This is a genomic window from Nocardia sp. NPDC055002, assembly GCF_053608825.1.
The window spans coordinates 1-13,697 of record NZ_JBSGWE010000012.1 but is presented as its reverse complement, the minus strand read 5'-3'; the positions used below and the strand labels follow the sequence as shown (position 1 = coordinate 13,697).

15 protein-coding genes are annotated in these 13,697 nt (G+C 68.1%); 11 read left to right on the top strand and 4 right to left on the bottom strand.

The window, feature by feature from the left end; all coding sequences use genetic code 11:
- Nucleotides 1–31 precede the first annotated feature (31 nt).
- The 3 genes from pdxR to ACWF99_RS31825 are packed head-to-tail and all read left to right on the top strand — an operon-like array spanning nt 32 to nt 3,164.
- Nucleotides 32–1,426 carry a MocR-like pyridoxine biosynthesis transcription factor PdxR gene (gene pdxR, locus ACWF99_RS31835; RefSeq protein ID WP_452538200.1) on the top strand — a complete coding sequence of 465 codons (1,395 nt, stop codon included), beginning with the start codon at nt 32–34 and terminating at the stop codon, nt 1,424–1,426.
- 50 nt (nt 1,427–1,476) lie between these two features.
- Entirely contained in the window at nt 1,477–1,722 is a 246-nt protein-coding gene (locus ACWF99_RS31830; RefSeq protein ID WP_101465668.1) for a DUF2630 family protein, read from the top strand.
- A complete protein-coding gene (locus tag ACWF99_RS31825) occupies nt 1,719–3,164 on the top strand; it encodes a dihydrolipoyl dehydrogenase family protein (protein ID WP_452538199.1) in 1,446 nt (481 codons plus the stop codon). The genes ACWF99_RS31830 and ACWF99_RS31825 overlap by 4 nt, the downstream gene beginning before the upstream one ends.
- Here ACWF99_RS31825 and ACWF99_RS31820 read toward each other — a convergent pair.
- Both ACWF99_RS31820 and cobF read right to left on the bottom strand, forming a co-directional pair.
- Nucleotides 3,157–4,026 carry an Fpg/Nei family DNA glycosylase gene (locus ACWF99_RS31820; protein WP_452538198.1) on the bottom strand — a complete coding sequence of 290 codons (870 nt, stop codon included), beginning with the start codon at nt 4,024–4,026 and terminating at the stop codon, nt 3,157–3,159. The two genes, ACWF99_RS31825 and ACWF99_RS31820, sit on opposite strands and share 8 nt — an antisense overlap.
- Before the next feature lie 18 nt (nt 4,027–4,044).
- Entirely contained in the window at nt 4,045–4,803 is a 759-nt protein-coding gene (gene cobF, locus ACWF99_RS31815) for a precorrin-6A synthase (deacetylating) (RefSeq protein WP_378662931.1), read from the bottom strand.
- A 58-nt stretch (nt 4,804–4,861) separates the two neighbouring features.
- Between cobF and ACWF99_RS31810 the strand changes: the two genes are divergently transcribed.
- From ACWF99_RS31810 to ACWF99_RS31785, 6 genes are all read left to right on the top strand, one after another.
- A complete protein-coding gene (locus ACWF99_RS31810; RefSeq protein WP_452538197.1) occupies nt 4,862–5,665 on the top strand; it encodes a thymidylate synthase in 804 nt (267 codons plus the stop codon).
- Nucleotides 5,662–6,147 (top strand): dihydrofolate reductase, encoded by a 486-nt coding sequence (locus ACWF99_RS31805; protein ID WP_378635844.1) that lies wholly within the window; start codon nt 5,662–5,664, stop codon nt 6,145–6,147. Before ACWF99_RS31810 ends, ACWF99_RS31805 begins: the two co-directional genes overlap by 4 nt.
- 104 nt (nt 6,148–6,251) lie before the next feature.
- On the top strand, nt 6,252–6,578 hold the full coding sequence (locus ACWF99_RS31800) for a cupin domain-containing protein (protein WP_101465662.1): 327 nt from the start codon (nt 6,252–6,254) through the stop codon (nt 6,576–6,578).
- A 78-nt stretch (nt 6,579–6,656) separates the two neighbouring features.
- Nucleotides 6,657–7,712, top strand: coding sequence for a Dyp-type peroxidase (locus ACWF99_RS31795; protein ID WP_452538196.1), 1,056 nt, complete (start codon nt 6,657–6,659; stop codon nt 7,710–7,712).
- Entirely contained in the window at nt 7,713–8,510 is a 798-nt protein-coding gene (locus tag ACWF99_RS31790) for a family 1 encapsulin nanocompartment shell protein (protein WP_452538195.1), read from the top strand.
- Between the two features lie 95 nt (nt 8,511–8,605).
- On the top strand, nt 8,606–9,133 hold the full coding sequence (locus ACWF99_RS31785) for a hypothetical protein (RefSeq protein ID WP_101465660.1): 528 nt from the start codon (nt 8,606–8,608) through the stop codon (nt 9,131–9,133).
- 6 nt (nt 9,134–9,139) lie between these two features.
- On the opposite strand, the gene ACWF99_RS31780 is transcribed toward ACWF99_RS31785, so the two are convergent.
- Nucleotides 9,140–10,060, bottom strand: a complete 921-nt coding sequence (locus ACWF99_RS31780; protein ID WP_378635835.1) for a GlxA family transcriptional regulator — start codon at nt 10,058–10,060, stop codon at nt 9,140–9,142.
- A 203-nt stretch (nt 10,061–10,263) separates the two neighbouring features.
- On the opposite strand from ACWF99_RS31780, the gene ACWF99_RS31775 reads away from it, so the two are divergent.
- Nucleotides 10,264–11,085: an alpha/beta fold hydrolase gene (locus ACWF99_RS31775; protein ID WP_378635832.1), complete on the top strand. Its 822-nt coding sequence runs from the start codon at nt 10,264–10,266 to the stop codon at nt 11,083–11,085.
- A 37-nt stretch (nt 11,086–11,122) separates the two neighbouring features.
- Here ACWF99_RS31775 and ACWF99_RS31770 read toward each other — a convergent pair whose 3' ends face one another.
- Nucleotides 11,123–11,794, bottom strand: coding sequence for a TetR/AcrR family transcriptional regulator (locus tag ACWF99_RS31770; RefSeq protein ID WP_378635830.1), 672 nt, complete (start codon nt 11,792–11,794; stop codon nt 11,123–11,125).
- Between the two features lie 217 nt (nt 11,795–12,011).
- Here ACWF99_RS31770 and ACWF99_RS31765 point away from each other — a divergent pair, with 217 nt between their 5' ends.
- Entirely contained in the window at nt 12,012–13,547 is a 1,536-nt protein-coding gene (locus ACWF99_RS31765) for an amino acid permease (protein WP_452538194.1), read from the top strand.
- The last annotated feature ends 150 nt before the right edge of the window (nt 13,548–13,697 follow it).

The following is a 13,697-nucleotide window of genomic DNA, read 5'->3' as shown; positions in this document are numbered from 1 at the left end:
AGAATTTCAACAGGCCAATTCGAGGTGGACGATGCTCGACGACCTTCCGATCCCGCTCGACCGCACCGCCCCCGAACCGCTGTCGGTGCAGGTGGCCGATGCCCTGCGCGCCGCGGCGACCGATCGGGTGCTGCGCATCGGCGACCGGCTACCGTCCTCGCGCGCCCTGGCACAGCGACTCGGGGTGAGCCGGGCGGTGGTGGCCGTCGCCTACGACCAATTGCACGCGGAAGGCTGGCTCACCGGCAAACACGGCTCCGGCACCTACCTCAGCACCGCCCCCGCCACCGCGCCACCGTCCACCGGCGCCGGCCACGGTGCCGATCCCGACGCGGGCCTGCTCGATCTGGGTCCGGGTGCACCGTGCGCCGAAGCCGTCGACTCCGCCGCTTGGCGCCGCGCGTGGCGGGCGGCCGGCGACCAAGCTCCCGAGGCCCGCAAGAACCGTGCGGGCGAACCGGACTTCCTGGCGGCGGTCGCCGATCACCTCCTGCGCCATCGGGGCCTGGCGGCCGGCGCCGGATCGGTGGTGCTGGCCACCGCCGGTACCAGCGCGGCGGTGGGTGAGCTCGCCACCGCGCTGCTCCGTCCGGGCGACACCGTCGCCATCGAGGATCCCGGCTACCTCCGCGCCGTCGGCGCACTCCGAGCCGTCGGCATCGAGGTGCTGCCGGTGCCCGTCGACGCCGGGGGTTTGTGTGTGGATCGGATTCCGACCGGCGTCCGCGCGGTGTATTGCACACCGGCACATCAGTTCCCGATGGGTGCGATGATGCCCGCGGCGCGCCGGGTCGAGCTCATCGAATTCGCCAGAGGAACCGGCGCTTTCATCATCGAAGACGACTACGACGGCGAATTGCGTTACGACACAGCGCCGTTACCACTGCTCGCGGCGATGGCGCCTGATGTCGTCGTCCATCTCGGCACCACCAGCAAGATCATCGCCACCACCCTCGGCGTGGGCTGGCTCGTCGCCCGCCCCGACATCACCGACGCGGTGCTCACCCACCGCGCGGAGATCGGCAGTTCCCCGAGCCCCGCCGGGCAGCGGATCCTCAGCGAATTCGCCCGCCACGGCGACCTGTCCCGGCACCTGCGCCGGCTCCGCAGAGTGGTCCCGCCACGACGCGCCCTGGTCGTCGACGCGCTCACCCGCCGCGGTCTCCCCGTCATCGGCGACGACGCGGGCTCGCACGTCGTCGTCGAACTCCCCGGCCCCGCCGCCGAGCGCCACGCCGTCGACGCCGCCCGCGCCCGCGGCGTCCTGCTCGACGGTCTGGCCCGCCACCACCTCGGCGAACCACACCACTTCGGCGTCGCCATCGGCTATACCGCGCTGAACAGCACCGACCTCGCCCGCGCCGTGCCCGTCGCGGCCGACTGCCTCGCCGAAGCAGCACGCTCCGCCGGACCCGCGCGGTCGTAGCATGGACCAGGAACCGGCACGACCCCTCCGACTATCGAAGTGGTGAGAGCATGACTGATCAGGACATTCTGGCGCGGATCAAACAGCTGGTCGACGACGAGCACTCGCTGCGAGCCAAGGCCACCGCGGGCGAGATCGACCCGGTAGCCGAACGCAAGCAGCTGGCCGAACTGGAAGTGATGCTCGATCAGGCCTGGGATCTGTTGCGGCAGCGACGCGCCCGCAGCGGCTCCGGCGAATCTCCCGAGGACACCGGGCTGCGTTCCCCCCGTGAGGTCGAGGGCTATCTGCAGTGACCGAGCTCGAGTACGACGTCATCGTCATCGGTGCCGGCCCGGCGGGTGAGAACGCCGCCGCCTACGCCATCGCGGGCAGCGACCGCACCGCCGCCCTGGTCGAGCGGGAACTGTTCGGCGGCGAATGCAGCTACTGGGCGTGCATTCCCAGCAAGGCACTGCTGCGCCCTGGCGCCGTACTCGACCTCGGCGAGGCGATGCCGGGGGTGAGCGCGAGTGGCCCGCAGGTGGCCGACATCCTCGCCCGCCGCGACGCCTTCGTGCACGACCACGACGACAGTTCCCAGGTCGAGTGGGCGAAATCGACCGGCATCGACACCGTCCGTGGGGCCGGCCGTCTGGTCGGCGAACGACTCGTCGAGGTAAGCACCGCCGACGGCGTGAAGCGCTTGCGCGCCCGGCACGCCGTCGTCCTGGCGACCGGCACCACCGCCACCATCCCGGACATTCAGGGCGTGCGCGAGGCGCTGCCGTGGACCTCCCGCGACGCCACCAACCTGACCGTCGTCCCGCGCCGGGTCGCCATCATCGGCGGCGGTGTCGTCGCCTGCGAAACGGCGACCTGGCTGGCCGAACTCGGCGCCGAGGAGGTGACCCTGCTGGTCCGGGGTGACCGCCTGCTGCCGCGCAGCGAGTCGTTCGCGTCGGAGCTGGTGCTGCGGGGCTTGCGTGACACCGGAAACGTCGAGGTGCGGTTCCACACCGAACCGTTACTGGTCTCGCGCCGCGATCCCGAGGACACCGGCGTCGGCCGCCTCCACGGCGGTCCGGTCACCCTGGTGCTCGGCGACGGCGAACTCGAGGTCGACGAACTCGTCGTCGCCACCGGCCGCGGCCCCGCCACCGCGGATCTCGGTCTCGACGCGGTGGGGCTGCCCGCCGGCTATGTCGAAGTCGACGACCAGCTGACCGCGCGTGCGGTGTCCGGCGACTGGCTCTACGCCGTCGGCGATGTGAATCATCGTGTGGCGCTGACACATATGGGCAAATACCAGGCGAGGGTGTGCGGTGACGTGATCGCCGCCCGCGCGGAGGGCAGGCCACTCGACGGCTCGCGGTTCACCGCGAGCGCCGACCATCAGCAGGTTCCCCAAGTCGTCTACACCGCACCGGAACTCGCCTCCGTCGGCCTCACCGAACACGAGGCGCGCACCGCCGGACACGCGGTGGACACCGTCGAGCTCGACATCGCCGTCGCGGGGTCCGCGCTCTCGCGTGACGACTTCCACGGCCGCGCGAAACTCGTGATAGATACCGCCGCCGACCGCATTCTCGGCGCCACCTTCGTCGGTCCCGATATGGGTGAGCAGTTGCACGCGGCCACCATCGCGGTGGTGGGACGGGTGCCCATGGAAGCTCTGTGGAACGCGGTGCCCGCCTTCCCCACCGTCAGCGAATTCTGGCTCCGGCTGCTGGAAGCCTGGCGCGAGAAGACTATTTGAGCAGCCGCGACATCCGCCGGTCGGCGAGCACCTTGCCGCCGGTCTGGCAGGTGGCGCAGTACTGGAAGGACCGCTCCGCGTAGGACACCTCACGCACGGTGTCACCACAAACCGGGCACGCCTGCCCGGTTCTGGCGTGTACTCGCATGCCCGAACGCTTTTCGCCCTTCAATCGGGCCGCGTCCTGTCCCACCGAACGATCGACCGCGTCGAGCAGCACCGTGCGCATCGCGATGTACAACTGCGAAACCTTGTCCGCGGACATCGTTCTGGTGTTCGCGAACGGGGAGATCTTCGCGGTGTGCAGGATCTCGTCGGAATAGGCATTACCGATTCCGGCGATCAGAGTCTGATCCACGATTGCGGTCTTGATTCGCTGCGATGTGCTTTTCAGCAGCGCGGCGAATTCGTCCTCGGTCAGTCCGAGCGCGTCGGGTCCGAGCCGTGCGATCCCCGGCACCGCCATCGGATCCTCGACGACATACACCGCCAGCCGCTTCTTCGTCCCCGCCTCGGTCAGGTCGATCGCGGGCGTGGCGCCCTCGGGCGTGAAGAAATGCACGCGCAGCGCCAGCGGGCTCTTACCGCCCGGCTTGGGCGGCAACGGATTCGGCTCATCGACCCAGCGCAACCATCCGCCGCGCGACAAATGGGTGATCAACCACAGTCCGCCACAATCCATTCCGAGGAATTTCCCCCACCGCCCCGCACCGGTGACATCGCGGCCGGACAACGCGGTGACCGGCGGATCGAATGTCTTCACCGCGCTCAAGGCCGCCACATCCACACGGCCGACCACAGCGCCGACGGCATGATCCCGAAGGAACTGCGCCAACGCCTCTATTTCCGGCAGTTCGGGCACGGTTGCCAGTTTAGCTATTCATCGTGCGTCGGCGCGGGATCCGTCGCGGAGCAGATAGACATCCATGATCCAGCCTTTTTCCGCGCGCAGTTCCGCGCGGCGGGCCACGATGCGGCTTTCGACTTCGCGCAGATCGCCTTCGATCAGGATTTCGTCGGGCATGCCGAGGTAGGCGCCCCACCAGATATGGATGTCGTCGCCACGGACCTCGGTGAACGAGCATTCGCCGTCCAGCATCACCACGGTCGACCCGGGTCCGAGCCCTTCTTCGCGCAGTCTGCGCCCTGTCGTGACGTGGACGGGCTCACCGATCCGGTGCAGCACCATGCGGTGGCGGGCGGCGAGCGCGGCGATGCTGGTGACGCCGGGGATCACCTCGTAGTCGAAGTCGGCGCGCCCGCGCGCCAGCACGTGCTCGACCATGCGCAGGGTGCTGTCGTAGAGCGCCGGATCTCCCCACACGAGGATCGCGCCGACGCCGTCCACCTGGTCGAACGCGGCTTCGAGGAGTTCGGAACGCCGTTCGTGCCAATCCACGACGACACCGGCGTAGTCGGCGGGAGTGCGCTCACGCGGCGGATCGGTGATCTCGATGATCCGATGCGGCGTGTCCACGTGTTCGGCCAGGATCGTGGTACGCACGTCGACCAGTTCCTGTTTCTCGGCGCCCTTGCCGATCACGAAGAAGGCCTCGGCCTTTCGCATGGCCTTGATCGCCTGCATCGTCACCTGGTCGGGGTCGCCGGCGCCGATGCCGATCACGTAGAGCTTGCGCATAGCCGAAGAGCTTGCCAGGTGCCGATCCGCAGAGCCGACCCCCGTAGAATCGCAAGACGTGGCCACCCCTGATACGCAGTACGAGGATCTGCTCCGGCACGTTCTGGAGCGAGGCACGCCCAAGGCCGATCGCACCGGCACCGGAACCCGCAGCATCTTCGGTCACCAGCTGCGCTACGACCTGGCTCAATCCTTCCCGCTGATCACCACCAAGCGGGTCCACATGAAGTCCATCGCCTACGAACTGCTGTGGTTCCTGCGCGGCGACTCCAATGTCTCCTGGCTGCGCGAGCACGGCGTGACCATCTGGGACGAATGGGCCGACGCCAAGGGTGAGCTCGGCCCCGTCTACGGCGTGCAGTGGCGCTCGTGGCCCACCCCCGACGGCACCCACATCGACCAGATCGCCCAGGTGCTGCACACCCTGCGCACCGACCCCGACTCGCGCCGGATGATCGTCTCGGCCTGGAACGTGGCCGACCTGGACAAGATGGCGCTGGCCCCCTGCCACGCCTTCTTCCAGTTCTATGTCGCCGACGGCAAACTGTCCTGCCAGCTGTACCAGCGCAGCGCCGACCTGTTCCTCGGTGTGCCGTTCAATATCGCCAGCTACGCCCTGCTCACCCTGATGGTCGCCCAGCAGACCGAGCTCGAGCCGGGCGAGTTCATCTGGACCGGCGGCGACGTGCACATCTACGACAACCACGTCGACCAGGTCCGCGAGCAGCTCAGCCGCGAGCCCTACCCGTTCCCGACGCTGCACCTGCGCCCGGCGACGAGCCTGTTCGACTACGCCTACGAGGACATCGAGCTGTCCGATTACAAACATCACCCCGGCATCAAGGCGCCGGTGGCGGTGTGAAGCAGATCGGCCTGATCTGGGCGCAGGCGAACGACCGGGTGATCGGTGTCGACAACACCATTCCGTGGCGGGTGCCCGAGGATATGGCGAATTTCCGCGACACCACCATGGGGCACCCGGTGATCATGGGCAGACGGACGTGGGATTCGCTGCCCGCGAGCTTTCGTCCGCTGTCCGGCCGGCGCAACATCGTGGTCACCCGCCAGTCCGAGTGGGCGGCCGACGGCGCCGAACGCGCCGCCTCCGTGCCCGACGCGCTGACGATGACCGGCGAGTCCGACACCTGGGTGGCGGGCGGCGGCGAGATCTACCGCGCCGCGCTGCCCTCGGCGACGACGCTGCTGGTCACCGAGGTCGACACCACCGTGGCAGGTGATGCCTTCGCCCCGGTCATCGGCCCGGAATGGCATGCGGACGACGCCCCGTGGCTGACCTCGAAAACCGGTCTGCGCTACCGCATTCGCCACTACACCCGCGGCTGACAACACACAGCTAACGGTCGCGGCAAAACGCCCGAACGCGTGGGCGCCGTCGGGCATACTCCTGGCAAGACCTGCCCGCGAGATGCCTGCGAAAGGCCCGATCCATGGACAAGAAATCGCTGACCGCGGTGGCCCGTCAACAGCTCAAGCTGGCGGCTACCTCGACGAGCGGCCGGAGTTCGCAAACCCTCATCGGTGGCCATACCCATGCGCTGCGCCAGACGGTCGTCGCACTCGCCGAGGGACAGAGCCTGGCCGAACACGACAATGCGGGTGATGCCACCATCCAGGTGCTCTCCGGCACGCTGGTGCTGATCGCGGGCACCGACGAGTGGAAGGGTTCGGCAGGCGATCTCATCGTGGTGCCGCGCGCCCGCCACAGTGTCAAAGCTGTGGACGACGTCACATTTTTGCTGACCGTCGCGAAATAGCAGGTCGATCGCCCGAAAACATCTGACACCTCGAGGCGTTGATCGGACCTGTCGGTGCGGAGCCGTACTGTGGACGCCATGGGTGAGCCACAGCCGATCCTCGATCCACTCACGCCGTCCGCGATCTTCCTTGTCGCCACCATCGATTCCGGTGGCGAATCCGCGGTCCGCGACCTCTTGGCAGACATCTCCGGATTGCGCCGTTCGATCGGTTTCCGGGTGCCCGGTGAAGGATTGACCTGCGTCACCTCGATCGGCTCGGCGGCCTGGGACCGGCTCTTCGTCGGCCCGAAACCCGCTGAGCTGCACGAGTTCCCGGGTTACAACGGCCCGATCCACTGCGCCCCGGCCACCCCTGGCGACCTGTTCTTCCACATCAGGGGCGAGACCCAGGGCCCGTGCTTCGAACTCGCCATGGTGATCGGCGCCCGCCTCAAAGGCGCGGCGACCATCGTCGACGAGACGGTCGGGTTCCGCTATTTCGAGCAGCGCGACCTGCTCGGCTTCGTCGACGGCACCGAGAACCCCGAAGGCCCGGGCGCGGCCTCGGCGGCGCTGATCGGCGACGAGGATCCCGAGTTCACCGGCGGTAGCTATGTCGTCGTGCAGAAGTACACCCACCCGCTCGACCAGTGGAACGCGCTGTCGATCGAGGAACAGGAGCGGGTGATCGGGCGGACCAAGCTCGCCGACTACGAACTGCCCGACGACGTGAAACCCGCCGACTCGCACGTCGCGGTGAACACGATCACCGACCCCGACGGCACCGAGCGCCAGATCGTGCGCGCCAACATGCCGTTCGGCACCATCGGCGCCGGCGAGTTCGGCACCTACTACGTGGCCTATGCCGCCACCCCGAGCGTCACCGAACGCATGCTCGAACGGATGTTCCTCGGTACCAGCGAGGCGGCTTACGACCGCATCCTCGACTTCTCCTTCGCTGTTACCGGCACGCTCTTCTTCACTCCCACCGTGGATTTCCTCGATGACCTGCCCGACGCACCCGACACGGCAGCCACCGAGGTCGAGCCGGCAACACTGTCCGAAATCGTCCCCGTCGAACGCGCGAACGCGGCGGCAGCCGCTCGCTCGGACGGCTCCCTCGCAATCGGCACGATGAAAAGGAGTAATTGAATGAACAACCTGCATCGCGAACTCGCGCCGATCACCGGCGAAGCCTGGTCGCAGATCGAGGAGGAGGCAACCCGCACGTTCAAGCGCAATATCGCGGGTCGCCGGGTGGTCGACGTGTCGGGACCGCACGGCTTCGACTTCTCGGCCCGCAACCTCGGCCGGGTCACCTCGATCGCCTCGCCCGACGACGGCGTGCAGGCTCATCAGCGCGTGATCCAACCGGTCATCGAGCTGCGGGTGCCGTTCACCCTGCAACGCTCCGAGCTCGACGACATCGAGCGCGGAGCGGGCGACGCCGACCTCGACAACCTCAAGGACGCCGCGCAGAAGATCGCCTTCGCCGAAGACCGTGCGATCTTCGAGAGCTACGCCGCCGCGGGCATCACCGGGATCCGCGAGGCCGCCTCGAACTCCCCCGTCGCCCTTCCGGGCAATGTCGTCGACATTCCCGATGCCATCTCGCACGCCCTCACCGGCCTGCGCCTGGCCGGCGTGCAGGGCCCGTATTCGGTGGTGCTCAGCGCCGAGCTGTACACCCAGGTCAGCGAGACCTCCGATCACGGTCACCCGATCCGGACCCACATCGAGCGGCTGATCGACGGCGAGATCATCTGGGCGCCGGCGATCTCCGGCGGTTTCGCGCTCACCACCCGCGGCGGCGACTTCGAGCTCGCGCTCGGCCAGGACCTGTCGATCGGCTACCTCAGCCACGACGCCGAGACGGTGCGGCTGTACTTCCAGGAGACCTTCACCTTCCTCGTCGAGACCTCCGAGGCAGCGGTGTCGCTCGGCTCGTGAGCCCACGGCGGTGCGCACCGCTAGGGTGAGCCACGAATCGTGATTCGCCGATCGGCGCGAGCATCGGGCCCGGCGAGCTGGAGAGGGAGGTCCGCATGTCGGTCGTGCGTGCCGGTGTGGTGTCCACCAGGCGGAGTCTGTTCTATTGCTTGATCGCGGTCCTGGTCACCACGGGCGTCGTCGGGTTGTTCCTGGCGATGTTCGGGGTGAACCGGGTGATCACCGGGCTGCTGGTCGGGGCGGTCGGCGGCTTCGCGGTGGGTGTCGCGCTGTTCGTCCGTGACGTCATCGAGTTGCACGAGCACGCGATCTACGCGCGGACCCCGTTCCGCTCGTCGACCGTGCCGTGGGACCGCGTTGTCGCGGGCCGCTTCACCCTCGACGAGCACGCCCGCTGGGCACTGGCACTCGACCTGAACGGCGAGTCGGCCGACGAACTGGTGCTGCTGTCCATCCCACCGGTGATCCGCCCCGTCACGGGCGCCTACGACATGCGCAAGCGCGAACAGGTGAGCGAGATCCGGGAAATGCTGCGCGCCAAGCGAATCCCGATCACCGTGCTGCCCGAGATCGCGGGCGCACTCAACCAGCACTGGCAGATCGCCCCGCCGACCGCCCGCTGAGACCCGCTACGCACTCGCCTCGGATTCGAACCTGCGCCGGTAGTCCGAGGGCGACACCCCGAGCCGCGTGACAAAGGCCCGGCGTAGTGCCTCGGCGCTGGCGAAACCCGCGCCGGAGGCGGCCCGGCTCACCGAACTGCCGGCTTCGAGCTCGGCCCGGGCGAGATCGAACCGCACATTCGCCGCGTACTCGGCCGGGCTGAGCCCGGTCTCCTCGGTGAACAGGCGGGTGAGGTGACGCACGCTCACATTGACGTATCGCGCGAGGTCGCCCACGCTGTGCCGCGCGGCGGGGTCCCTGGCGATCAGGTCGGTGACCACGCGCACCGGACCGGGCGGCAGGGCGACGGCGCGCATGGGCGTCGAGAACTGGGTCTGCCCGCCGGAACGCTGCAGATAGACCAGAAGCCCCTGAGCGACCTGGCGAGCGATGTCGGTGCCCAGATCGTCCGCCACCAACGCGAGCGCGAGGTCGATGCCCGCCGCGACGCCCGCCGAGGTCGCGATGTCGTTGTCCCGCACGAAGATCCGGTCCGCCTGCACGTCGATCCGGGGATACCGGCGGGCGAGCTCGGCGGCGAATTTCCAGTGTGTGGTCGCGCTTCGGCCGTCCAGCATCCCGAGTTCGGCCAGCACGAAGGCGCCACTGCAGATGGACACGACCCGACGGCTGCGCGCCGCGAGAACGCGGGCGGCCTCGACCAGATCGGGACGCACGAACTCGGCGGGGCGCACTTCGCTGCCGGGCACCACGAGCGTGTCGAGCAGGGGCGCATCCGCCACGGAAGTCGTCACAGCAACTCCCTGGCCCACCGAGCTGTGCACCGGTGCGCCAGTGGGCGAGATCAGCACGATCTCGTAGGCATCGGCGAACTGATTCGCCTCGACGAATACCTCTGCGGGACCGACGTAGTCGAGTGCCTTCACCCCGTCGAACAGGAGAAACCCGATACGCCGTGTACCACTGGAAGTAGTGTGATGTAGGCGATTCCGGGGTGTGGACATGCCGATAAATCTACTGTTTGGCCGGAATGGCGGGATCTTCGGCCGTTCCGGTGGGCGACAGCGCACCGGCGCTCGACAACTATGGGCAACCTACTCGTCCGCATCTCCGACAGGAGCACAGCACAATGCCCTACTTCACCACCACCGACGGCACCGAGATCTATTTCTCCGATTGGGGCACCGGACAACCTGTCGTCTTCAGCCACGGCTGGCCGCTGAGCTCCGACGCGTGGGCACTGGAGCGCAAGACCTTCGCCGACGCGGGCTACCGCGTCATCGCACACGACCGCCGCGGTCACGGCCGGTCCTCGCAGCCGTGGCAGGGCAACGACATGGACACCTACGCGCGCGATCTCGCTGAGCTGATCGAGTCACTCGACCTGCGCGATGTCATCGTGGTCGGGCACTCGACCGGAGGCGGCGAAGTCGTGCGTTACGCCGCCCAGCACGGTGTGGACCGGGTCGCCAAGGTCGTCACCATCGGCGCGGTACCGCCGATCATGGTCGCCACCGAGGCCTATCCCGATGGCTTGCCGATGGAGGTGTTCGACAATATCCGCGCCGGGGTGCTCAGCGACCGCTCCAGCTTCTATCAGGAGCTCGCCCCCTCGTTCTTCGGCTTCAACCGCGAGGGTGCCGTCGTCTCGAAGGGCGCGCAGGACGACTTCTGGCGCCAGGGCATGCTCGCCGGGATCCAGGCCGCCTACGAGTGTGTCGCCGCGTTCTCCGCGACCGACTTCACTGAGGATCTGAAGGCACTGCGGGTGCCGGTCTTCATCGCACACGGCGACGACGACCAGATCGTGCCGATCGCGAATGCCGCGCTGAAGTCGATCGAGCTCGTCGAGAAGGGAACGCTGAAGGTGTACGCGGGCGCACCGCACGGCGTCTTCGGCGCCTATCAGCAGGAGCTCATCCAGGACATCCTGGCGTTCATCCGCAGTTGAGGTATCGCGGCGCTCCTCGCCCACCGGGTACGGCCTCTCAGGCGGGAGCGATCTCGCCCAGCCGTGCGAGGAGCGCCGCGGCCGATGCCCGCACCGCACCCGTGTCGCCCGGGTAGCCGACGATGCGCAGAACGGCGTCCGGGATGACGCGCTCGGTGTCCACGCCCGCCGCCCCCTCGTCGTACCTGATCGCGATCACCGTCTCCACCAGACGGAACGGCAGGATCCGCGCGTCGCCGGATTCCCCCGCTGCCGTCGATGCCGCGGCGGCCAGACGCTCGTAGTGTCCGCGCAGTTCGTCACGTCGTCGCCGGAACGCGACGAAGCGTTCCGTGCGCAACTCCGGCAGCAGATACAGCGCGCCCAGATTCCACCGCGCCGTCCGCAATTGGCGCACGTCGAACAGGGCAAGAGCGTAGAGCTGGGTCGCCGCGCCGTCCGGTTCGGTCATCATCCGCTGCGCCAGTTCGACCGGTCCCGCCACTGTTTCGGCCAGTAGCGCGTCGAGGATGTCGTCCTTGGCGGCGAAGTGGTGATACAGCGATGCCTGCCGGATGCCGACCGCGTCGGCGACTGCCCGCGTCGAGGTGTTGGCGTACCCCTTGGTGGTGAAGAGCTCCGCCGCCGCGTCGAGGATCTCCGCGCGCGGCGTAGTTCCCTGCCTGCGCCGCTGTTCCAGCCGGGGACGCCCGGGACCGAGATTCGCCACACCGAAGATTCTGTCATCGGGCCACGACCTGCACCGCAGCGGGCAGCTCACCAGCGAGAATGCCCGGCCGTCGAATTTCTGTCATTTGACAGAAACTCACGCAACGCAGAAGTTACCGCGGGGCGTCCAGTCGATACACGCACGACACCGTTCGAGCGATCGCGCGCGCAAAACTATCGACTGATAGATATTGGCCGAACCGCTGAAGGACACCGACATGGCCACGACATTCGAATCCCCCGCCGCCCCACCCGAACTCGGCCGCGACAGCGCCGATCTGGCAGCCTTCGGCTACACGCCGGTCCTGCACCGCAAACTGGGGCGTTACGCGTCCTTCGCGGCAGGTTTCTCGTTCGTCTCCATCCTCACCACGATCTTCCAGTTCTTCGGCTTCGGCTATTCGTTCGGCGGCGCCGCCTTCTTCTGGACGTGGCCGCTGGTGTTCGCGGGCCAGTTCCTGGTCGCGCTGAACTTCGCCGAGCTCGCCGCCCGCTACCCGATCTCCGGCTGTATCTATCAGTGGTCACGTCGGCTGGCCGGCGGGCTGATCGGCTGGTTCGCCGGCTGGATGATGGTGATCGCGCAGGTCGTGACCGCCGCCGCGGCCGCCATCGCACTCCAGGTGGTGCTGCCCTCGATCTGGAGCGGATTCCAGCTCATCGGCACCGACACCGCGCTGACCTCCCGCGACGGCGCGATGAACGCGGTGCTGCTCGGCAGCGTGTTGCTCGTCGTCACCACCACCATCAACGTGATCGGCATCGACCTGATGTCGAAGATCAATTCGATCGGTGTCACCGTCGAGATCGTCGGCGTGCTGGCGATCATCGCGCTGTTCTTCGCCAACACCGAGCGCGGCCCCGATGTGGTGTTCCAGACCGACCAGGCCTCCCCCGGCCCGTACTGGGCGGCGTTCCTGGTCTCGGGCCTGATGGCCGCGTACGTGATGGTCGGATTCGATTCCGCCGGTGAGCTTTCCGAGGAGACCAAGAACCCGCGCAAGGTCGCTCCCCGCACCATCCTGCTCGCGCTGGCGGTCTCGGCACTGGGCGGTGGCCTCATGCTGCTCGGCGCGCTGATGGCGGCTCCGAGCCTGTCCGACGGCGAATTGTCCACCGGTGGGCTGGCTTACGTCATCACCTCGAAGCTGAACAGCCCCGCCGGTTCGGTGCTGCTCGGCTGTGTCGCGGTCGCCGTGATCGTGTGCACCCTCGCCATCCAGACCGCGGGCTCGCGCCTGATGTTCTCGATGGCCCGCGACGGCAAACTGCCCTTCGCGAAGGCCCTGTCCACCGTGCACCCCCGCTTCGGCACCCCCGTGTGGCCCGCCGTCGCGATCGGCGCCCTCGGCATCGGCCTGCTGGTCCTGAACCTCGGCAACCCCGCCATCTTCGCCACCCTCGCCAGCGTCTGCATCGTCAGCCTGTACCTGGCCTACCTCCTGGTCACCGTGCCACTGCTGCTGCGCCGCATCCAGGGCCTGCCCGCCCCCGACGACAAGACCCTGTTCCACCTGGGCCGCCTTGGCATCCCCATCAACGCCCTCGCCGTCGTCTGGGGCATCGCCATGGTCATCAACCTGGCCTGGCCCCGCCCCGAGGTCTACACCCCCGCCGGCGGCAGCTGGTGGCAACTCTGGGCAGGCCCCCTGTCGGTAGCCGTAATCCTCACCACCGGCGCCATCGTCTACCGCTCGGTAGTAGCAGCCAAAACCCCCACTCCCCGCATCGAAACCGCCCCCGCCACAACCTGATCCGCCACACCCAGCCCGTCCCCGTCTTCAACAACCCACCCAACCCAGCCACCGCACTCCCGACCCCTAGGGAGGGACGGCCACGAAGTGGCCGGTCCGCGGCCGGGCCGCCGGTCAGGCGCCGGGGCGTAGGCGACGAAGGAGCAAGCA

Bases quoted from the DNA above. Each gene is read 5' to 3' on its own strand.
- pdxR (WP_452538200.1), top strand. From the start codon at position 32: ATGCTCGACGACCTTCCGATCCCGCTCGACCGCACCGCCCCCGAACCG.
- ACWF99_RS31830 (WP_101465668.1), top strand. From the start codon at position 1,477: ATGACTGATCAGGACATTCTGGCGCGGATCAAACAGCTGGTCGACGAC.
- cobF (WP_378662931.1), bottom strand. From the start codon at position 4,803: ATGCGCAAGCTCTACGTGATCGGCATCGGCGCCGGCGACCCCGACCAG.
- ACWF99_RS31800 (WP_101465662.1), top strand. From the start codon at position 6,252: ATGGACAAGAAATCGCTGACCGCGGTGGCCCGTCAACAGCTCAAGCTG.
- ACWF99_RS31795 (WP_452538196.1), top strand. From the start codon at position 6,657: ATGGGTGAGCCACAGCCGATCCTCGATCCACTCACGCCGTCCGCGATC.
- ACWF99_RS31790 (WP_452538195.1), top strand. From the start codon at position 7,713: ATGAACAACCTGCATCGCGAACTCGCGCCGATCACCGGCGAAGCCTGG.
- ACWF99_RS31785 (WP_101465660.1), top strand. From the start codon at position 8,606: ATGTCGGTCGTGCGTGCCGGTGTGGTGTCCACCAGGCGGAGTCTGTTC.
- ACWF99_RS31775 (WP_378635832.1), top strand. From the start codon at position 10,264: ATGCCCTACTTCACCACCACCGACGGCACCGAGATCTATTTCTCCGAT.
- ACWF99_RS31765 (WP_452538194.1), top strand. From the start codon at position 12,012: ATGGCCACGACATTCGAATCCCCCGCCGCCCCACCCGAACTCGGCCGC.